This is a genomic window from Pseudomonas lurida, assembly GCF_013522705.1.
Taxonomy (GTDB): Bacteria; Pseudomonadota; Gammaproteobacteria; order Pseudomonadales; family Pseudomonadaceae; genus Aquipseudomonas; species Aquipseudomonas quebecensis.
This window is the reverse complement of sequence record NZ_JAAMRE010000036.1, coordinates 1-19,022: the sequence shown is the minus strand read 5'-3', so window position 1 is coordinate 19,022 and position 19,022 is coordinate 1. Positions and strand designations below refer to the sequence as shown.

The 19,022-nt window shown below is 63.1% G+C and carries 15 protein-coding genes and 1 pseudogene; 6 read left to right on the top strand and 10 right to left on the bottom strand.

The features are described from left to right. The first annotated feature begins 68 nt into the window (after positions 1–68). Positions 69–1,016: a helix-turn-helix transcriptional regulator gene (locus tag G7025_RS23875; RefSeq protein WP_181081485.1), complete on the top strand. Its 948-nt coding sequence runs from the start codon at positions 69–71 to the stop codon at positions 1,014–1,016. Positions 1,017–1,028: 12 nt separating this feature from the next. On the opposite strand, the gene G7025_RS23870 is transcribed toward G7025_RS23875, so the two are convergent. The 3 genes from G7025_RS23870 to G7025_RS23860 all read right to left on the bottom strand — a co-directional run bounded on the left by G7025_RS23870 (position 1,029) and on the right by G7025_RS23860 (position 3,776). After that, complete coding sequence (locus G7025_RS23870; RefSeq protein ID WP_181081484.1) at positions 1,029–1,769, bottom strand: BPL-N domain-containing protein; 741 nt, start codon at positions 1,767–1,769, stop codon at positions 1,029–1,031. Between the two features lie 109 nt (positions 1,770–1,878). Then, positions 1,879–2,244, bottom strand: a complete 366-nt coding sequence (locus G7025_RS23865; protein ID WP_181081483.1) for a hypothetical protein — start codon at positions 2,242–2,244, stop codon at positions 1,879–1,881. Between the two features lie 74 nt (positions 2,245–2,318). Beyond that, the gene (locus tag G7025_RS23860) at positions 2,319–3,776 is read right to left on the bottom strand and encodes an MFS transporter (RefSeq protein ID WP_181081482.1); all 1,458 of its coding nucleotides are present in this window, start codon (positions 3,774–3,776) and stop codon (positions 2,319–2,321) included. 125 nt (positions 3,777–3,901) lie between these two features. Between G7025_RS23860 and G7025_RS23855 the strand changes: the two genes are divergently transcribed. Next, positions 3,902–5,665 (top strand): S8/S53 family peptidase, encoded by a 1,764-nt coding sequence (locus G7025_RS23855; protein WP_181081481.1) that lies wholly within the window; start codon positions 3,902–3,904, stop codon positions 5,663–5,665. Between the two features lie 76 nt (positions 5,666–5,741). Here G7025_RS23855 and G7025_RS23850 read toward each other — a convergent pair whose 3' ends face one another. The 4 genes from G7025_RS23850 to G7025_RS23835 all read right to left on the bottom strand — a co-directional run bounded on the left by G7025_RS23850 (position 5,742) and on the right by G7025_RS23835 (position 10,389). Beyond that, positions 5,742–6,368, bottom strand: a complete 627-nt coding sequence (locus G7025_RS23850; protein ID WP_181081480.1) for a glutathione S-transferase family protein — start codon at positions 6,366–6,368, stop codon at positions 5,742–5,744. Positions 6,369–6,478: 110 nt separating this feature from the next. After that, the gene (locus G7025_RS23845; protein WP_181081479.1) at positions 6,479–8,218 is read right to left on the bottom strand and encodes an OPT family oligopeptide transporter; all 1,740 of its coding nucleotides are present in this window, start codon (positions 8,216–8,218) and stop codon (positions 6,479–6,481) included. Between the two features lie 402 nt (positions 8,219–8,620). Further along, positions 8,621–9,079 carry an REP-associated tyrosine transposase gene (locus G7025_RS23840; RefSeq protein WP_181081478.1) on the bottom strand — a complete coding sequence of 153 codons (459 nt, stop codon included), beginning with the start codon at positions 9,077–9,079 and terminating at the stop codon, positions 8,621–8,623. Between the two features lie 410 nt (positions 9,080–9,489). Beyond that, entirely contained in the window at positions 9,490–10,389 is a 900-nt protein-coding gene (locus tag G7025_RS23835; protein ID WP_258197727.1) for a hypothetical protein, read from the bottom strand. A gap of 117 nt (positions 10,390–10,506) precedes the next feature. Between G7025_RS23835 and G7025_RS23830 the strand changes: the two genes are divergently transcribed. Beyond that, positions 10,507–11,628, top strand: a complete 1,122-nt coding sequence (locus G7025_RS23830; protein WP_375139351.1) for a lactonase family protein — start codon at positions 10,507–10,509, stop codon at positions 11,626–11,628. A 56-nt stretch (positions 11,629–11,684) separates the two neighbouring features. Here G7025_RS23830 and G7025_RS27290 read toward each other — a convergent pair whose 3' ends face one another. The 3 genes from G7025_RS27290 to G7025_RS23815 all read right to left on the bottom strand — a co-directional run bounded on the left by G7025_RS27290 (position 11,685) and on the right by G7025_RS23815 (position 15,511). Continuing rightward, positions 11,685–13,742, bottom strand: a complete 2,058-nt coding sequence (locus G7025_RS27290) for a methyl-accepting chemotaxis protein (RefSeq protein WP_181081476.1) — start codon at positions 13,740–13,742, stop codon at positions 11,685–11,687. A gap of 331 nt (positions 13,743–14,073) precedes the next feature. Then, positions 14,074–14,769 (bottom strand): tRNA (adenine(22)-N(1))-methyltransferase, encoded by a 696-nt coding sequence (locus tag G7025_RS23820; protein ID WP_181081475.1) that lies wholly within the window; start codon positions 14,767–14,769, stop codon positions 14,074–14,076. A gap of 31 nt (positions 14,770–14,800) precedes the next feature. After that, positions 14,801–15,511, bottom strand: coding sequence for a FadR/GntR family transcriptional regulator (locus G7025_RS23815; protein ID WP_181081474.1), 711 nt, complete (start codon positions 15,509–15,511; stop codon positions 14,801–14,803). A gap of 317 nt (positions 15,512–15,828) precedes the next feature. Here G7025_RS23815 and G7025_RS23810 point away from each other — a divergent pair, with 317 nt between their 5' ends. The 3 genes and pseudogenes from G7025_RS23810 to G7025_RS23800 all read left to right on the top strand — a co-directional run. Next, on the top strand, positions 15,829–17,190 hold the full coding sequence (locus G7025_RS23810) for an MFS transporter (protein ID WP_181081473.1): 1,362 nt from the start codon (positions 15,829–15,831) through the stop codon (positions 17,188–17,190). A gap of 19 nt (positions 17,191–17,209) precedes the next feature. Then, the gene (gene gudD / locus G7025_RS23805; protein WP_181081472.1) at positions 17,210–18,535 is read left to right on the top strand and encodes a glucarate dehydratase; all 1,326 of its coding nucleotides are present in this window, start codon (positions 17,210–17,212) and stop codon (positions 18,533–18,535) included. 246 nt (positions 18,536–18,781) lie between these two features. Next, positions 18,782–19,022: pseudogene (locus G7025_RS23800) on the top strand (IS110 family transposase); the annotation flags it as partial.

Below are 19,022 nucleotides of genomic sequence, written 5' to 3'. Positions count from 1 at the left end.
ACTGATCCCTTTGCGTGATGTCGGTATGATGCATACGTTGCCAACCAGCCTTGACGGAGGCTTTTTCAATGGACCGCCGCAACCCGTATCTGGATACCCAATTCTGCTTCGATCACCCGGAGGCCCTGGACCAGGCCGGCGTATTCGACGACAGCGCGCGGCAAGTCATGGGCAGCGCGATCGGGCATTACCGCGCGCAGACGGTGCGGTCGCACTTGCAGTATTTCGACTGTGACCTGCAGTTCCCCGAACCGTTGAGCATCCACAAGGTGCTGCCCGACAGCCTGTGCATCGTTCAGGTATTGGGTGGGCAGTGGCAACATCGGGTGGACGGCGTGCTGAATGAATACACCCCCGGCGCGCCCCATGTGCTGGGCTTGAGCGAAAGCATGGAAGCCATGGACCAGATGCCAGCGGGCAGTGGTGCGCGCATGGCCGGGCTGCGCATCGGCGGCGACTACCTGCGCGAAATGGCCGAAGAAGACGCGTCACTGCAGCCGTTGGCGTCTCTGCTCGATGATGGCATGCACTTTTCAGCGCTGAACGGCTGCCGCGCACTCGGACGTTTGCTCGAGCGGCTTTATCATTCGCCCTACCAGGGCGCGCTGGAGCGGCTGAATCAGGAAAGCCTGAGCCTGGCCGTGCTGGTCGAACTGGCCACGCATCTGGCGCCGCAGCCGGCCAAACCCGTGGCCGCGTTGCGCAGCCATTCGGACCTGGCGCACGAAGCACGCTTTCAGCTCGACGCCAACCTGATGAACCCGCCCGGCACGCTGGCGCTGGCCCGGGAGCTGGGCGTGGGGGAAACCACCCTGAGACGCGCCTTCAGCCGCGTGTACGGCCAGTCGATGCTCGATTACGTGCGCCAGCAGCGCCTGGAACTGGCGCGCACCCTGCTGCGCCAGCGCAAATGGCACGTGGCGCAGATTGCCCACCGCTTGGGGTACGCCAACCCGGCCAACTTCAACCATGCCTATAAGGCGCATTTCGGCCATCCGCCGGGGGCTGAGTCCTGATATTCGGTGCGCCTATTCAGCCGCCTTGCGCACCAATACGCCAAAGAGTTCGCCTCTGGGCATCCTGCTCAGCGCAATGTCGGCGTCCTCGAACCACTCCTGCCCCGCCTCCGGATGCGGGCCGCTCAGCACCACCACACCTTTCGCATAGGTGTACCGCGCCGCCGCGACATCGCTATTGGCATAGGTGGCAATCACCGTATACGGCGCGCGCGCATCGGCCTTGGGAAAATAAGGTCCATCCTGATAAAACACGCTGTCGGCCTTGCCATCCCATACCACCCTCACCGCCGCGTCCTCAATGCCCTTCACTTCAAAACCAGGCCGCCCGGCTTCGGAATCAAGGTCGTAGCGGATCAAACCGAAGTTGCCCTTATCGGCCAGATAAGCCCCCATGCACAACCCCAGGTAGCGCCCGCCCCTGGCCACGTATTCGCGGATGGCTTGCACGCGCGCCGCACCTAAACTGTCCAGCGCCGCAGGAATGTCCTGGCCTCCGCCGGGCTGAACATACAGGTCATAACGCGCGAGGGTTTGGGGGGTGATGTCGACCGCTTCGTCAGCCCCCACAAAATCGATCTGGTAATCGGGGCTGAGCCGCAGCAACGCCTGTTTGACGTTTTCGGAACAGTCCTCACAGCCCGCCGGGCCACGGTAGATGGCGACATGTGTGAGGGGTGTGGCGGCTTGCGTCCAAGGCGAGTGCAGCGTAACGAGTGCGATAAACACGGCGGCGATGGCGGGGAGCTTCATGCTTGCAGGCTCATTCAACGTGGGGTCGGGTCGGTAAGAAGCCTAACGCGAAGCCATCAAGCAATACGTAAACAGTTGTAAATCGGCCTGAGATCCTGATTGGCGCCGGTCACTGCACCTCCTCCGACGGCGCGCCGTAAGCCTCGCCGATCTCCACCCGGTCGGCCTTGACCCAACCGGTGTAGTCCTCGCCATCCTTGGCGACGAAGTTCACTTGCACCCACGACTGGTCTTCCAGCATGGCGTAGACCGTCAGGCCGTCACCGGGGATCACGAACAGCGTCTTGTTGGCACAGGCCTCATCCGGCGCGGTATGAAAATGCGCACGCCCGGTGCCGATCACCTTGCCCTGCACCGAAGGATGAAACTCAGGCGCCGTGCCGGAGATTTTTTCCGCCAGGGCGGAACAGTCGACGGCGGCCTGGCTCAGGCCGCTGAACAGACACAGGCACAACAGGCTCGAACGCAGAGGCATGGGGCGAATTCCGTGGGATGTAGCGTGGGCGTGTGATGCCGCAAATTAGTGGATAAACCGAAGCGGCACCAGCGTTATCTGGCCTGCGACAGCGGCCTGGCCACCGTCTCCAGTGCCTGCCGCTCCGCCGCCACGCCCCAGACCGCCTGCACCACCGCCGCGCCACACATGAGCACGGCGCCGATCAGATAGCCGATCAACAAACTGCCGCGCTGTTGCGTCTGGATAAGTTGCCCGAACAAGGTCGGCCCGATGATCCCGCCCAGCCCGGTGCCGAATGCGTAGAACACGGCGATGGCCAGTGCGCGGATTTCCAGGGGGAAGGTCTCGGCGACGGTCAGGTACGCCGAGCTGGCGGCAGCCGAGGCGAAGAAGAAAATCACCATCCACGCGATGGCTTGCTGGGTCACGTCGAACCAGCCTTGCGCAAACGCGTACCCGCTCAGCGCCAGCAGCACACCGGACACCGCATAGGTCAAGCTGATCATCACGCGCCGGCCGATCACATCGAACAGCCGCCCCAGCAGCAGCGGCCCGCAGAAGTTTCCCAGGGCCAGCGGCAGCACGTACCAGCCGACCTGTTCGGCGGGCACCTGGTAGAAGTCGGTGAGCACCAGGGCATAAGTGAAGAAGATCGCGTTGTAGAAAAACGCCTGGGCGGTCAGCAGGGTCATGCCCACCAGCGCGCGGCGGCGAAAACTGACGAACAGGGTGTGGAAGATTTCGCCCAGAGGCGTGTGGTCGCGTGGGTGCAGGCGCAGGCCGGGGCCGCTCACGGCAGGCAATGCATGCCCCTGGTGGCGCAGCCGGGTTTCGATGCCTTCGACGATGCGCCGGGCTTCGTCGTGCTGGCCGTGAATCAACAGCCAACGCGGGCTTTCCGGCAGCCACAGGCGCATGACCAGAATAATCAGGCCCAGCGCAGCGCCGATGCCGAAACACAGGCGCCAGCCGAGGTCGCCGCCGACCACGTTCGGGTCAAGCAACACGATAGCCCCGCCGGCGCCCAGCGCGGCACCCAGCCAAAAAGTACCGTTGATGGTGAGGTCCACCCAGCCGCGATAACGCGCCGGGGTGAATTCCTGGATGGTCGAATTGATCGCCGTGTACTCGCCGCCGATGCCCATGCCGGTAAGGAAGCGAAACAGCAAAAAGCTTTCCAGGCTGAAGGAAAACGCCGTCGCTGCGGTGGCACCGATGTACAGCCACAAGGTGATGAAAAACAGTTTGCGTCGCCCCAGGCGGTCGGTGAGCCAGCCGAACAGCAGCGCCCCGAGCACGGCGCCGGCGATGTACACGCCGCCGGCCAGGCCGATGTCGAAATTGCTCATGCGCAGGTCAGGGCTGTTTTTCAAGGCGCCGGACACCGAGCCGGCCAGGGTCACCTCCAGGCCGTCAAGCAGCCAGGTGATACCCAGCGCAAACACCAGCAAGGTGTGGAAGCGGCCCCAGGGCAAGCGGTCGAGCCGCGCCGGCAAGTCGGTTTCAAAGACGGCGCCGGGTGTGCCGGCAGGCAGGTGTTGATCGGTCATCGCGACATCCCTGGTGCAGAACCTTAAGAAATAGGAGCCAAGCGGCGCCGCAGGAGTTCAAAGTCTTGGAACGCAGCGCCCTGCGCCACAGTCGGAACAACACCTCCCGGCAAAGAACCAGCCCCATGCCCTTCAAATCCAGCGCCCTCGCGACCCTCCTCACGTTAACTGCCAGCGCCGCCGCGTGCGCCCAGGAGCCGCTGCGCCTGGAAAACCTCAAGCGCTGCGGTAACCTGCTGGAGAACCGCCAACAGGACTGGTGCCTCAGCATACGTGGGCTGGGCGCCGCCACGCCGCAGCTGAAACTGGCGGGCAAGGCGCTGCCCGCGCCAGCCGTTGAGCGTGATGGCGACACCCTGCGCCTGCACCTCGACAGCAGCCACTACCAGAGCGGCCCGTTATGGCTGGAGGACGGCCCGCGCACCAGCAACGCAGCCTGGCTGACCCTGCGTCACAGCCACGTGGTGGCCGCACGACCCGATGAAGTGGCGAAGAACATGGACGGCCTGACCACCTATGTCGACCTGGTCAGCGTGCTGATCGAAGAAGACCAGAACGGGCGCCAGGAAGCCGAGCGTCTGGCGCGCAAGTATGGAGCGACGGTGGTCGGAGCCATCGCGCCGCTGAATGTCTACCAGCTGCGAGTGCCGGCCAAAGACCTGACGCAGCGTGACGCACTGGTGCTGCGCCTGGGCAGCGAGACCGGGGTGGATGCGGTGGTGATCGAAGAGTCCGGCGCCGAAGAGCAGGAACAGGCCGCGCCCCAGGCGAAACCGAACAAACCCGCGGCGGACTCCGACGAGTGGGCCGCCAACCGTTTTCTCGATGCGGTTGCCTACTATCAGCGACGCATTCCCGGTCACCACACACCGATTACGCCACAACCGATCCGCATCGGCGTGATCGAGCGCGGTGTGGATTTCGACACTGCGGACTTCGCCGACGACCTCGGCGCCTGTTCGCCCAAACGCACCTGCGTCTACGCCCGCGACAGCACCAAGCCCGACAGCCATGGCACCACCGTGGCCGGCATCCTCGCAGCGCGCTGGGACAAGGGCGGCAACCGCGGGTTCCTGCGCGGCCTGGATAAGGCCAGCGGCGGCTTCGAGGTCATCGTCGACCGCAATTCCGACGCCGGCATCACTGCCAACATCGCAGCTTCAGTCAACCTGGTGGAGGACGGCGTGCGGGTGCTGAACTGGAGTTGGGGTATCCATCGCGTCGGCACCCAAGACGTCAATGGCAAGGAGGTCGATTCCCTGGTGCGCTCGGGAATCGCCATGGGCGGCTATGAGGAACTGCTGGAGGAGTTTTTCCTGTGGCTGCGCAAGGAGCATCCCGACGTGATCGTGGTGAACTCGGCCGGCAACGGCTCGTCATTCTCCGGCACCGATGACTACCGCCTGCCCTCCTCGTTCATCACCGAACAATTGCTGGTGGTGGGCGGGCATCAGCGCAGCGAACGCGCCGACGTGGCGGTGGATGACCCCGGCTATGCGGTCACGCGCACCTCTTCGAACGTCGACATGCGCGTCGACATCACCGCCGCCGCTTGCACCCACGCCTCGACCCCGGGCGCTGATGAGCAAGGCGCCGTGCATTGCGGCACCTCGTACGCGACGCCGATGGTCGCCGGCCTCGTGGCGGCGATGCTGTCGATCAACCCGCAGTTGCAGCCCGAGCAACTGCGCATGCTGCTGCGCCGCAGCGCCATGACCATCGGTGACAACCATGACTTCGAACGCAGCGACGCCCAGGACCTCACCGCGCCGATCCTGCCCTCGGAACGCAACTATCAGCTTAACGACAAAGATGTAGGACGCTCGGCTCGCCTGGACATGCAAAAGGCCCTGGACCTGGCGGTGCAAAGCCGAACGCGAGTGCGCTGAGGCGCCGGGCCTTCAAGCCCGGCGAACAGGCCATGGCAGCGGCACGGTCGACGCCACTGCCGCCGGCATCATGCGGTCATTTGGCGAACGCGTACTCGCCGCCCTGCTCCACCGCGTTGCGATAGGCCGGGCGCGCCTGCAGGCGCTGCAGCCACGCCGCCAGGTGCGGGTAGGCTTGCAACTTGCCCTGTGCCTGAGCGATTTCACCGATGAAACTCATCTGGATATCCGCGCCGCTGAAGTCTTCACCCACCAGGTAAGGGGTGCGCTCCAGCACGTCGTTCAGGTAGCCGAGGTAGTTGGCCAGTTCCGATTCGATCCGCGGGTGCAACGGCGCGCCGGCATCGCCCAGGCGCCCCACATACAGGTTGAGCATCAATGGCAGCATCGCCGAGCCTTCGGCGAAGTGCAGCCACTGCACGTATTCGTCATAGGTGGCGCTGGCCGGATCGGGTTGCAGGCGGCCCTGGCCGTGGCGGCGGATCAGGTAATCAACGATGGCGCCGGATTCGATCACCACATGCGGGCCGTCCTCGATCACCGGCGATTTGCCCAGTGGGTGGACCGCCTTGAGTTCAGGCGGCGCGAGGTTGGTCTTGGGGTCGCGCTGATAGCGCTTGATCTCGTAAGGCACGCCCAATTCTTCAAGCAGCCACAGGATGCGCTGGGAGCGCGAGTTGTTCAGGTGGTGGACAGTGATCATGCAGACTCCGCGAACGACAGTAGGTGTGTAGCAACAGACTACGCCAACGCGCCCGAGTGCCGTCTATTAAGCACCTGAATGAGGCGTGTGCAGGCCGAGCCGTATCGACCTCACCCGTTGACCATCGCCCACAGCGAAGCGCCGACGCCGGTGATGCTTTCCCCGGCGATCAAGCCGGCTGCGGCGGTGATCGCGAAGCGTTCGGTGAGGCTCGGCCAACGGCAACTCATCAGCCAGGTGAGCACGGCGCCGAGGGCCATCATCAGCGACACTGACGCGGGCAGCACGAACGCCAGGCCCAACGCGGCGGCGCTGGGCAGGTAACGCGTACGGTGTGCCGGCAACGTGCTGTCCAGGAGGCCGAGCAGCACGCCGATCACGCCGCCCAACGCTATGGCCCAACGGATGCTGGCCGACAGCGAGTCCAGCCCATGGGTGAGGGTTTGCGCCACGGCCTTCCAGGTAGCGACGGCCGGCGCCGGCCACTGCTCGGTCAACAACATGGTCTGCGGGTCGGGGATCAGCGCCAGGTAGGCAAATACGCCGACGATACTGCCGATAAAAATCCCCAGGATCTGCGCGATCACCTGCTTGTGCGGCGTGGCGCCAATCGCCTTGCCCACCTTGAAATCATTCATCAAGTCGGTGCACTGCCCGGCTGAACCACCGGCGGTGTTGGCACTCATCAGGTTGATCGGCACCTGGCCCGGCGCGACGATGCCAAAACTCAGCTGAGACAATTGCCCGATGGCGCCAATCGGCGGAATACCCGTGGCGCCCACAACCCGCGCGGCCACGGCGGCCAGGCAAATGGCCAACGGAATGGTCAGCAGCGCCATCCACAGGTTGATGCCGAACAACAGCGCCTGCAGGCTGACCACCAAGGCAATCGCCAGCACAAATCCAGCGGCCGGACCGGGCTTGGGCACACGCCAAGCCTGCGCCCCGGTAGAGCGGCCGGACGCATATAGCGCCCACAACCGAATGGCCAGGGACGCCAAGGTCGAACACACCATCAGGCTCACGCCCGGCCACAACAGCCATTCCACCAGCACGGCAAACTGCGGCCCGGTGCTGCCGGCGGGCAACGTCACCAAGCCTTCGGCCAGCAGCCATGGCGCAAGCCCACCCCACGCGAGCAAGGCGCCGAGCAATAGCGTCAGACCGACGCGAAGGCCGATGATGCCGCCAAATCCCACCAGCAACAGCGAAGGGTCGGCAGTGAACGTCAGGCGCTCCAAGTGAGCGCTCGGCGACCAGCGCGGCAGCGCCCACAGGAACGTGTCGACCCACTTGACCAGCCCCGACAACACCGCCGCGCCCAGCAGTACTTTCAAGCGCGTCGCGGCCTCGCGGCCGTGGTTGTAGATGTGCAACAGGGTTTCCAGAGTGGCCATGCCTTCGGGGAATTTCAGCCCGTCGTCATTGAGCAACGAGGGCCGCAGGTACCAGGCGATCCAGATCCCCAGGAAACTCACCGAGAACACCCAGGCGATCATCGGCAACGCGTCCAACTGGTTACCGGTCAGCAAGGTATAAGCCGGGATCGGCGCCACCAGCCCGCCGGAGATGATCGACGCGGCGGCCGAGGCGACGGTCTGGTTGATATTGCTCTCGTGCAACGTCCACGGCAGCCCCTGCGACGAACGCCGCGCCAGGCCTTGCCAGATCGCGTAGCCCACCAACAGGGCGATGATCGACATATTGAACGACCAACCGATTTTCAACCCGGCATAGACATTGGAAGGCGTAAGCAGGATACCGAGCAGCGTGCCGGTGACGACGGCACGCAGGCTCAGCTCGCGTTGGATAGGGCCGTGCTCAGGGAGCGCTGGCGGGGTGGAAGGCATGCGGAGTCCTTTCAGCAAAAAAAGAGCGACCCAACAAGTGAGCCCCCTCAGCCTCGAAGGTTCCTGAAACGACACCCGAACCTCTGTTTGTGCTGAGCGGACTTGCTGCTATGAACAGCCTTGTTGGATTGAGAGAGCTTGATGTGGTGAGCAGGCTTTTTGTGGTGAGCGGGCTTGCTGTGGTGAGCAGGCTTGCCCTGCGCTGGGCTGCGAAGCAGCCCCAAAACCAGCGACGCGGTTTGTCTGGGTGAACGCGGTGGTCTTATGAGGGGCTGCTTCGCAGCCCAGCGCGGGGCAAGCCCGCTCACCACAGCAAGCCCCGCTCACCACAAAAGACGCTCTCGCCACAAATAAAACGTATGGACGCACACCCTCCCAGATGTTCCAAAGCCCGCTGAGATATCAGAGCCAGGCGGCGTCCCATAACGAAAAATCTCCGACCCGTTCCACCAGGCCGGCCCGCAGGGGATTGGCAATGATGTAGCGAGCCATCTTGCACACATCGTCCTGCGCACGTACCGCCCTGTCGTGATAACCGGGCTGCCAGACCCGCTCCTTGCTTTGGCGGCGTCGGTTGATGGTCAGCGTACTGCGCGACTTCACGCGCCTTATCACATCGGGCAAATTCCGTTGCTTCAACTCAAATAGCCAATGCACATGGTCTGGCATGATCACCCAGGCCATGGAATCGACCAGGCCCAGTTCATGCGCCTGCCGCAGCTCGATAACCAGCAGGCGACCCAGATAGAGGTCCGTAAATAAGGGGCGACGGTGATTCACGACGAAGGTCACCAAGTAGCTACGTCCATGTTCCGAATAGCGACCGTGACGCAGGCGATGGGATTGAGGTGTGGAGCGCATTGTGTGGCTCTATGTGACTGTTCTGAAGAGCTTTAACGCTAGCCCGAGATGAGTGACGAGCCCATGTCAGTTGATGACCGGATGTATCCAGACTTGCTCGCCTACAGCCCGGCAAGCTGGCCGTAAGCAGCGATGCCCTTTCTGGTGAGCAGACTTGTTGTGGTGAACGGGGCTTTTGTGGTGAGCGGGCTTGCTGTGGTGAGCAGGCTTGCCCTGCGCTGGGCCGCGAAGCGGCCCCTCATAAGACCACCGCGTTCACCCAGACAAACCGCGTCGCTGGTTTTGGGGCCGCTTCGCGGCCCAGCGCAGGGCAAGCCTGCTCACCACAGCAAGCCCGCTCACCACAGCAAGCCTGCTCACCACAACGAGCCCGCTCACCACAGCAAGCCTAAAGCCCCGCTCACTACACCCTAACAGTCGGCCGGCTCTGCGCTGGCCTGCGCCTTGTCCACCAGTCGCTGTACCCAGGCTGCATCCTGGGGGTTGATTACGCCGTAACGGTCCGGCGGGAAAAAGTGCCAGTGGTGCGCAAGCTCCGTCAGGCGCTTGTGTTCGTCGGCCGACAACCAGTACGTGGTGCGGGTCAACGGTATCGGTTCGCCATCGAAGCGGCGCCCGAGCATCACATTGGTGCGGGGGGCGAAGGCCACGGCCAGGTTCTGGGCGGGGTGCAATTGTTTGTCGAGGGCTGGCATACATCCGACACGGTTGTAGGTGAAGTTGCCGGCGTATTCTTCCTTGAGCACCAGCCAGTGGCCCGCCGCCGTTGTGGCCACGATCCACTGTGAAACTCCGCTGCTCTGGGTACTGCTCCACTCGCCATCCTTCCACTGCGTCAGCGTGTTGCAGTCCGGGTCGAAGTCCGACACCCACAGACACGTACCCGCCACCAGCCTGTGGCGTTCCAGTTCCACCAGGCCCTGGCCCGGCATCGCCGCCCAGTAGCGTATGACCGGGTCGCGGCGGTCGCGCAGGTAGTTACGCAGGCCCCAGGCCCCGATGACTGTGAGCGTCACCAGCACTTGCCAGCCAAAGGTACTGCCGACGATGCGATCAACCGCCAGTGTCGGCATGAACGTGGCGCTCAATAGCCACAAACCCGTCAGGAATACCAGGAAAGGCAGGATCGCACCCAAACACAGCGGCGCCATCAGCACCGTGAGCCAGTCAAAGCGTTGCCCGCGCGCGCGCTCGTAAGCCCACGCCTGCTCCTCAGCGAGCATCGGTGCCTGTTCGCGTGGGGCGATGTCGGGATCGGGAGTATGAAAGCGCCAGTAGCGCGTGTAGGGGTCTTCGTTCATGGCGCTCATCATGCCTTCCCCGCAGGGTCAGCGACACCGCTGATTACGTCGATCACACAGGCATTGCTCCAACCGCGATACAGTCATACGATGACTGATCACAACCATAAAAATAAAGGATCACCTGTGAACACGCCCCTCCTCCTGGCTACTGCAGTCATCTGCGGCCTCAGCGCCCACGCCAACGCGGCTACCTTCGCCTATATCTCCAGCCCCGGTGACGGGCTGATCTCCCAATACAGCCTGAACGAAAGCAACGGCGTATTGAGCCTGATGAGTCAGGTGGCGGCCGGCGATCAGGTCAACCCGATGGCCCTGAGCCCCGACGGCAAAACCTTGTATGCCGCGTTGCGGGTCAAGCCATTCCAGGTGCAGGCGTTCAACGTTGACCCCACCACCGGGCGCTTGAGCGCAAAAGCCCAAGCGCCGCTGGCCGAAAGCATGGCGTACCTGGCCACCGACCGCACCGGGCGTTATCTGCTCGCCGCCTCGTATGGCGCCGACACCCTCAGCGTGCAGCCCGTCGATAAGGCCGAGCCGATCCTCACCTACAAGACCGGCCTGCACGCGCACTCCCTGCGCACCGACCCGAGCAATCGCTTTGCCTACGCGGGCAACCTGGGCACGGACCAGGTGCTGCAATACCGTTTCGATGCCGACACCGGCGCCCTCAGCCCCATCGGCAGCGGCTACGTGAGCGTGCCGGCCAATACCGGGCCTCGGCACCTGGCGTTTTCTGCCGATGGCAAATTTTTGTACGTGGTGGGCGAAATGAGCGGCACCGTCACCGCGTTCGCCATCGACCACAGCAGCGGCGCGCTGACCCGGATCGGCGTAGCCAATGGCATCCCCGCACGCTTGAAACTGGCGCCCGGCCAAGTGCGGGACGCCCGCAACAACGACTTGAAAGACGACCCTACACCGCGAATCTGGGCGGCCGACCTGCGTTTGTCACCCGATGGCAAGCTGCTGTTGATGAGCGAGCGCACCAGCAGTTCGGTGTCGGCATTTGCGGTGGACACAGGCACCGGCGAGCTGCGTTTCCTGGACAACTACCCGGTCGAAGAAAAACAGCCGCGCAACATCGCGTTCTCGCCGAACGGGAAATGGCTGCTGGTCACGGGTGAAAAAAGCCAGAAGGTCGGCACCTATGCGGTAAGCCCAGGCGGCGCGCTGAAACGCGTGGGTGAAGCCGCGTCGGGCAAAGGGGCATTGTGGATCGAGGTGTTGAGCCCTTCGGCGCACTGACTCCCAGGTCTGAGCACACTTCAAGGGGGAAGGAGCAAGCCCCCTCCCCCTTTGGTTCAGCTCAGGCGGAACCGCGCCGTGTTATCGCTCAGGGCCTGGCTGCCTCTGCTCAGGGTGTCCGCCGCGCGGTTCACCGCACGGGCGCCGTCGAGCAAGCGCCCGGCGGCCTGGTCGACCTGCTGGATATTGCCGCTCACTTCATCCGCCGTGGTCGCTTGTTCCTCTACCGCCGTGGCGATTTGCGCCAGGGTGTCGGTGACGTTCTGTACCGCGCCGGCGATCTCGCCCAGCCGCACGCCAAGCCCGGTGACCGACTCGGCGTCGGTCAACGCTTGTTCGCACGCGGCGCCCATCAGGGTGACCGCCTGGGTCACGGTAGCGCGCAGGCTGTCCACCGTGCCGGCGATCTGTGCCGTCGAGGCCTGGGTGCGTTGCGACAGGCTGCGCACTTCATCGGCCACCACCGCAAAGCCACGCCCTTGCTCGCCCGCACGCGCGGCTTCGATGGCGGCGTTGAGCGCCAGCAGGTTGGTCTGCTCGGCGATACCGCGGATGGTGTCGACCACCGATTGAATCTGCTGGCCCTGGTCGCTCACTTGCTGCAAGGCTGCGGCCGTGTCGGTCAGGCGCTGGTTGAGTTGCTGGATGCTGGCCGTGGTGCGTTCGCTGTCGCGGCTGCTGTCCTCGGCGATGCGTCGGGTTTGCTGGGCGCTGTCCGAGGCCTGTTCGCAACTTCTGGCGACGCCCATGGAGGTGGCGGCCAACTGCGTGGCAGCGGCAGCGATCTGGCTGATCTGGTGTTGCTGGTCTTCGACTTCGTTGAGGGTGCTGCCCGATTGAGTGTTGAGGGTGATCACGGCCGAACCCAACTGCTGGGTTTCGTGATTGACCCCCAACAGGCTGGTACGCAGCTGCATCACCGCCACGTTCAATGCCGTGCTGATAGCCGCCAGTTCATCGCGCCCCTGCACGGCCACTTCCACGCACAAGTTGCCGTCGCGCAGCGATTCGGCCAGGGTGGTGATACCACTGGCGCTGCGTCGGATAGACGCTTGCAGGCTCATAAACAGGTACAGCGCGGCCAGGGCCAGCAGGCCGAACGTCGCCGCCACCGGGATAAATTGCTGGAGTGAGCGGTCGTGGTAATACGCCAGGCGGGCATCCAGGGAATTGAGCGACTGGTTGCGCAGTGCACCCAGGCTGCCGAGCATGGCGTCGACACTGCGGTCGAAGGCGGCGGTGTCGAGCTTGATGGTGCCGCCAAATACACCGTCGTCCAGCACTTTGAGTTCGCTATCGAGCACCTGCAGGCTGTTGTCGTACTGCGCGGTCCACGGTTCCATGCCCGCGTAGGGCTTGGCCTTGAGCGATACCGCGGCCTTGATCAACTGGTCCCGCGCATCGCCGATGCGGCTGCGCAGGTCACGCATCTGCAGGCGACTCTGCAAGGTGAACTGCCCCGACGCGATGGACGACTGGCCGATACCCGCCATACGGCCGATGCGCTCGATCAGGTCGGGCGTCTGCTGCGTGGCGATCTGCATCGTCAGGTAGGTTTCCATCCACGGGTCGAGGATCAGGCCGGCATCCAGTGCGATCTGCTCGCGCAACGCCTGCATGGCGCCGAGCGCCGATGTGAAGCGTTCGTAGCCGTCCGGCCACCAGCCCACGGTGCGCAGGGATTGGCTGTCCAGGCCCTTGACCGCGCCCTGCAAGGTGTCGAAGCGCGCCTGGATGTCCGCACTGGCGTTCTGCGCCTTGAGTGTTTCGCCCAGTGTTTGCAGGCTTTGCTGGATCGGTGAGTAGTTGGCATCCACGGCGGCCATGGCGGCTTTCGCGGCGGGCGTGGGCTCGCGCAGCAAATCGACGGCCTTCCAGCGCGCGGCCAGGTTGCGCTGGGCGGTCAATTGCGCGTCCAGGCTGTCGAGCGCCAGCAACTGGCTGACGCCGGAGCGCTCGCTGGATATCACGTTTAATTTGTCCCGGTAATCCTGACCGATCATCCACAGGCTACCCGCCAGGGGCAGCATGAACAGCAAAAACAGAATCTGGAATTTACGCGCGAAACCGAAACGTCCGAGCAGGCGGATACCGGGTGATAACAAGCTGTGCATGTCCGACTACTCCCTCAAACCACCCAGGCGATGCAACGCTGGGCGAAGCCTTGAAATGACTAACGGCAAAATGCCATGTCATTGATTATTCTGGGACTAGCAAGATACGGGCCGTCGACCCACAGCCCCGAAACAGGGCGGGTGATGTACAAAAATGCGCCGTAGCGTGCTCGAAAATGGGGCAAAAGCACTCAATCCTGGCAGTGACGGTGTAACCGCCGGGGACGGCCGGCACAAGGATGTTTGAACGAGCACGCGCTGCAAGCATCCGCCGTTACACGCAGGCTATCGGCTGCGTACCGCCCAAACTTGAAGGCGTGGTGAAGCGTATTTAACCCAGCAGTTCACGGATCCATCGCACCTGCAGGGCGATTTGCGCATGCTTGCCGTGCAGTACGCCCTGCTCCGACTGTTCAAGGCCGGCCAGAACCTTCTGCTTCAGACGCAACGCCCGTTGCCACTTGGCCAAAAACACCGGGCTGCGCGCCTGCATCTGCAGCGGGCCGAAGTACAGTTGTTCGGCGCTGTAGGCCACCGGCTCGGCGCGTTCGGCGACAATGATTTCGTAGTAGAAGCGGTTCTCGTGCAACAGCTCTTCGCAAAGGATCGTGTAACCGTTATCCATCAACCAACGCCGCAGCGGCGGTTCGCCGCCATTGGGTTGCAGGATCAGGCGTTCGCGGCCGCTCAAGCGGGCCTTGCCGCTTTCCAGAATGTCGCGAATCGTCTCGCCGCCCATACCGCACAGGCTGATCGCGGTGATGCCGTCGGCCGGTTCGATGGCGGCCAGACCGTCGGCCTGGCGCACCGTCACGCGCCCTTGCAGGCGGTTATCGCGCACGGTGCGTTGGGCTGCGCGGAACGGTGTACTTGCCACCTCCCCCGCGACGGCCGCGCTGATTGCGCCACGGCGCAGCAAAGCGACCGGCAGGTACGCGTGGTCTGAGCCGATGTCGGCCAGGCGCGCGGCCAAGGGCACGTGCGCCGCCACGCGCTCCAGGCGCCTGGATAAAGTGTGTTCGTTCAACTGAAGAGTCCTATGCGCGCGTTCGAGCGCCTTACTCGCCGGAAAACCGGTCCCGGCTGTTGGTCAAGTGCAGCACCATGGCGGCGCGGGCGGCGTCGGCGTCCTGGCGTTTGATCGCGTTAAAAATCGCCTCATGCTCCAGGTGGGCCAACTGCCCCAGTCTGGCGAAGTCCGCGCCGCCGCGCTCGGCGCCCTTGACCAGGCTGCGCGGAATCATGGCGTTGCCCAAGTGCTGCATGATCTCGGTGAAAAAAGTATTGCCGGTGGCTTCGGCAATCAACAGGTGGAAGCGTTTGTCTTCTTCCACACAACTGTCGTTGTTGGCCAGGGACGCCTGGTAGTCATCCAGGGCCTGGCGCATGGGAGCCAGTTGCGCATCGCAGCGACGCACGGCAGCCAACGCTACCGCCTGCACCTCCAGGCCCAGGCGCAATTCCAGCATGTTGCGCACGCTGGCCACTGTGTCCACGTGCAGACGCAAGCCAGGCTGGGGGCGTGCCTCCAGCACAAACGTGCCGATGCCGTGACGCGTCTGCACCAGCCCCGAGGCCTGCAATTTGGAAATGGCTTCGCGCACCACCGTGCGGCTCACGCCGTGCTCAAGCACGATGGTGGATTCGGACGGCAGCTTTTCACCCGGCTTTAACTGCCCCAGCAGAATGCGTTGGGTCAAGTCGTCGACCACGCCTTGGGCCAGGTTGGTGGAGCGCTTGTGAACGGCGGCTGGTGGTTGGATGGGCATTGCGACGGGTCCACGGGGTTGGGCTGGGAAGGAGCTTAACATTCCGTCCGGGCGGGGTGGCATACGAATCCGGAAAAGCTTAGCTTGTATGACAACCAACCAGATTGGGGCTTTTTCCTGCCGTACCTTTTTTGATCAGCGCCTTGCTCAACCCCGCTAAAAAAGCTTAATAAACGTCGCAATACAACCAATTTACAGGCTAAACGGCGGGCCTTATGAAATAAAAAATGCGTAACCACATTGCGAATTCCAGAATTCGACTTGTATGATGTCTATCAACTAAAACCCACATAAAAATAATCAGGGGGGAGTCTTGAATGGTTAACAATTCAAGCCATACAGCCGTTGCCTCAGAACGCAGTCCGGTCCTCGCGCGCGCCGTGAGCAAAGTGAAGAGCCATGTGCTCCCACTGTTCGTGGTCATGTTCATCCTCAACTACATCGACCGGGTCAATATCGGCTTCGTGCGCACGCACATGGAGCATGACCTGGGTATCGGCGCGGCGGCCTATGGCTTTGGCGCCGGGTTGTTTTTCATTGGGTATGCCCTGTTCGAAGTGCCCTCCAATATGCTGCTGCAAAAGGTCGGCGCGCGTATCTGGCTGACCCGCATCATGTTCACCTGGGGCCTTGTCGCCACGCTGATGGCGTTTATCCAGAACGAAACCCACTTTTATATCCTGCGCTTTCTGCTGGGGGTGGCCGAAGCCGGTTTCTTCCCGGGGGTGATCTACTACTTCACGCGGTGGTTGCCAGGTGTGGAGCGCGGTAAGGCCATCGCGATTTTCCTCAGCGGTTCGGCCGTGGCTTCACTGATCTCCGGCCCGCTGTCGGGCGCGCTGCTGCAGATCGAAGGGTTTGGCCTGCACGGCTGGCAGTGGATGTTCGCCATCGAAGGCCTGGCCTCGGTCGCCATCGGGTTCTTCGTGTGGTTCTGGCTCGACTCCAAGCCTCACGACGCCAAATGGATGACCCGCGAAGAACAGGACGCGCTGGTGGACGCCATCGACCAGGAACAACGCGAGCGCGAGGCGCTCACCAGCGTCAAGCCGACCCTCGGCAAGCTGCTCAAGGACCGCCAGATCCTGCTGTTCTGTGCGTTGTACTTCTGTATCCAGTTGACCATTTACGCCGCGACCTTCTGGCTGCCGAGCATCATCAAGAAGATGGGCGACCTCAGCGATGTGCAGGTGGGTTTCTTTAATTCGATCCCGTGGCTGATCTCGATCATCGCCATGTATGCCTTCGCCTCGCTGTCGGGCAGGTTCAAGTTCCAGCAGGCCTGGGTGGCAGCGGCGTTGTTGATTGCGGCGGCAGGCATGTTCATGTCCACCACCGGCGGGCCGATCTTCGCCTTTGTGGCGATCTGCTTCGCGGCGATTGGTTTCAAGTCGGCGTCCTCGCTGTTCTGGCCGATCCCCCAGGGCTATCTGGATGTGCGCATTGCCGCCGCGGTGATCGCGCTGATCAACTCCATCGGCAACCTGGGCGGTTTCGTTGCGCCGACCACCTTCGGGTTTCTGGAGCAAACCACCGGTTCGATCCAGGGCGGCCTCTACGGCCTGGCGGGCACTTCGGTGCTGGCTGCCCTCCTGGTGTTCTTCGCCAAGACCGCGCCCTCCTCCACCTTGAGCGCACCTGGCGCCGTGCCCAGCGCCGCGCTCGGCAAACCTCTTTAAGCTCACTCAGGAATCTGCCATGACTACGCCAATCGTCACTCACTTCCAAGTCATCCCCGTGGCCGGCCACGACAGCATGCTGCTCAACCTGAGCGGCGCCCACGGGCCGTTCTTTACGCGCAATATCGTGATCCTCAAGGACAGCAGCGGCCGCACCGGCGTGGGCGAAGTGCCCGGCGGCGAACGCATCCGCGAAACCCTGGAAGACGCGCGCAGCCTGGTGATCGGCCAACCCATCGGCCAGTACCAGCGCGTCCTCAACCAGATGCGCAGCACCTTCGCCTCGCGGGATGCCGCCGGGCGTGGCCTGCAGACCTTTGACCTGCGCATCACCATCCACGCGGTTACCGCCATGGAAGCCGCTCTGCTCGACCTGCTGGGACAGTTCCTCGAAGTGCCGGTGGCCGCGTTGCTCGGCGAAGGCCAGCAGCGCGATGCGGTGAAAATGCTGGGCTATCTGTTCTACGTCGGCGACCGTACGGCCACCGACCTGGCCTACCGCAATGAGGCCGACAGCGACGATGACTGGTTCCGCCTGCGCCATGAAACAGCCCTGACCGCCGAAGCCGTGGTGCGCCTGGCCGAAGCGGCCCAGGCCAAATATGGCTTCAATGACTTCAAGCTAAAGGGCGGCGTGCTGAGCGGCGATGCGGAAATCGAAGCGGTCACTGCGCTGGCCGAGCGCTTCCCGCAGGCGCGCATCACCCTCGACCCCAACGGCGCCTGGTCGCTGAAAGAAGCCATTCGCCTATGCCGCGACCAGCACCACTTACTGGCCTACGCCGAGGACCCGTGCGGCGCGGAGCATGGCTACTCAGGCCGCGAAGTCATGGCCGAATTCCGCCGTGCCACCGGGCTCAAGACCGCCACCAACATGATCGCCACCGACTGGCGCGAGATGGGCCACGCGATCCAGCTGCAATCGGTGGACATCCCCCTGGCCGACCCGCACTTCTGGACGATGCAAGGCTCGGTGCGTGTGGCGCAAATGTGCCACGAGTGGGGCCTGACCTGGGGTTCGCACTCCAACAACCACTTCGATATTTCCCTGGCGATGTTCACCCAGGTGGCCGCCGCCGCACCGGGCGACATCACCGCCATCGACACCCACTGGATCTGGCAGGACGGCCAGCGCCTGACCCGCGAACCGCTGAAAATCGAAGGGGGTTATGTGAAGGTGCCGGCCAAGCCCGGCCTGGGGGTGGACATCGACATGGACGCCGTGGCCCACGCCCACGAACTGTACAAAGGCATGGGCCTCGGCGCGCGGGATGACAGCGTGGCGATGCAGTTCCTGATTCCGGGGTGGCGGTTTGATAATAAGCAGCCTTGCCTGGTGCGCTGAAGCCTTCAGGTAAAGCGGATAAATGTGGAAGGGGCGGTGCGACGATTCGACTTGCCCCCGATAGACACAGGTATCCACACAAGTCTTAAAGGCTGACACATAACCCTGTGAGCGGGCTCGCTATGGTGAGCGGGCTCGCTGTGGTGAGCGGGCTTGCTGTGGTAATGGAATGGACGCCCCCTTCCTAACGGCATCTATGTGCCAAAGTTAAAGTGTTATCCACACTTAGCGGAAGGGAGCGTCCTCATGCAGATTACGACTGTTTCGGTTGACTTGGCAAAAGCCGTGTTTCAACTTCACGCGATAGATCAACAAGGAAAAACAGCGCTAAGGAAGCAGCTCAAACGTGAGCAGGTTGTCCCTTTTTTTGCCAACCTGGAGCCCTGCCTAGTGGGCATGGAGGCATGTGGCGGAGCCCACTATTGGGCAAGAAAACTGCAGGCACTTGGTCATACGGTCAAGTTAATGGCTCCGCAATTTGTGAAGC

Excerpts from the sequence above, each read along its gene's own strand:
- G7025_RS23850 (WP_181081480.1), bottom strand. The coding sequence starts at position 6,368 with ATGATCACTGTCCACCACCTGAACAACTCGCGCTCCCAGCGCATCCTG.
- G7025_RS23810 (WP_181081473.1), top strand. The coding sequence starts at position 15,829 with ATGGTTAACAATTCAAGCCATACAGCCGTTGCCTCAGAACGCAGTCCG.
- G7025_RS23860 (WP_181081482.1), bottom strand. The coding sequence starts at position 3,776 with ATGACCGATCAACACCTGCCTGCCGGCACACCCGGCGCCGTCTTTGAA.
- G7025_RS23845 (WP_181081479.1), bottom strand. The coding sequence starts at position 8,218 with ATGCCTTCCACCCCGCCAGCGCTCCCTGAGCACGGCCCTATCCAACGC.
- G7025_RS23875 (WP_181081485.1), top strand. The coding sequence starts at position 69 with ATGGACCGCCGCAACCCGTATCTGGATACCCAATTCTGCTTCGATCAC.
- G7025_RS23815 (WP_181081474.1), bottom strand. The coding sequence starts at position 15,511 with ATGCCCATCCAACCACCAGCCGCCGTTCACAAGCGCTCCACCAACCTG.
- G7025_RS23870 (WP_181081484.1), bottom strand. The coding sequence starts at position 1,769 with ATGAAGCTCCCCGCCATCGCCGCCGTGTTTATCGCACTCGTTACGCTG.
- G7025_RS23865 (WP_181081483.1), bottom strand. The coding sequence starts at position 2,244 with ATGCCTCTGCGTTCGAGCCTGTTGTGCCTGTGTCTGTTCAGCGGCCTG.
- gudD (WP_181081472.1), top strand. The coding sequence starts at position 17,210 with ATGACTACGCCAATCGTCACTCACTTCCAAGTCATCCCCGTGGCCGGC.
- G7025_RS23840 (WP_181081478.1), bottom strand. The coding sequence starts at position 9,079 with ATGCGCTCCACACCTCAATCCCATCGCCTGCGTCACGGTCGCTATTCG.
- G7025_RS23855 (WP_181081481.1), top strand. The coding sequence starts at position 3,902 with ATGCCCTTCAAATCCAGCGCCCTCGCGACCCTCCTCACGTTAACTGCC.
- G7025_RS27290 (WP_181081476.1), bottom strand. The coding sequence starts at position 13,742 with ATGCACAGCTTGTTATCACCCGGTATCCGCCTGCTCGGACGTTTCGGT.
- G7025_RS23835 (WP_258197727.1), bottom strand. The coding sequence starts at position 10,389 with ATGAGCGCCATGAACGAAGACCCCTACACGCGCTACTGGCGCTTTCAT.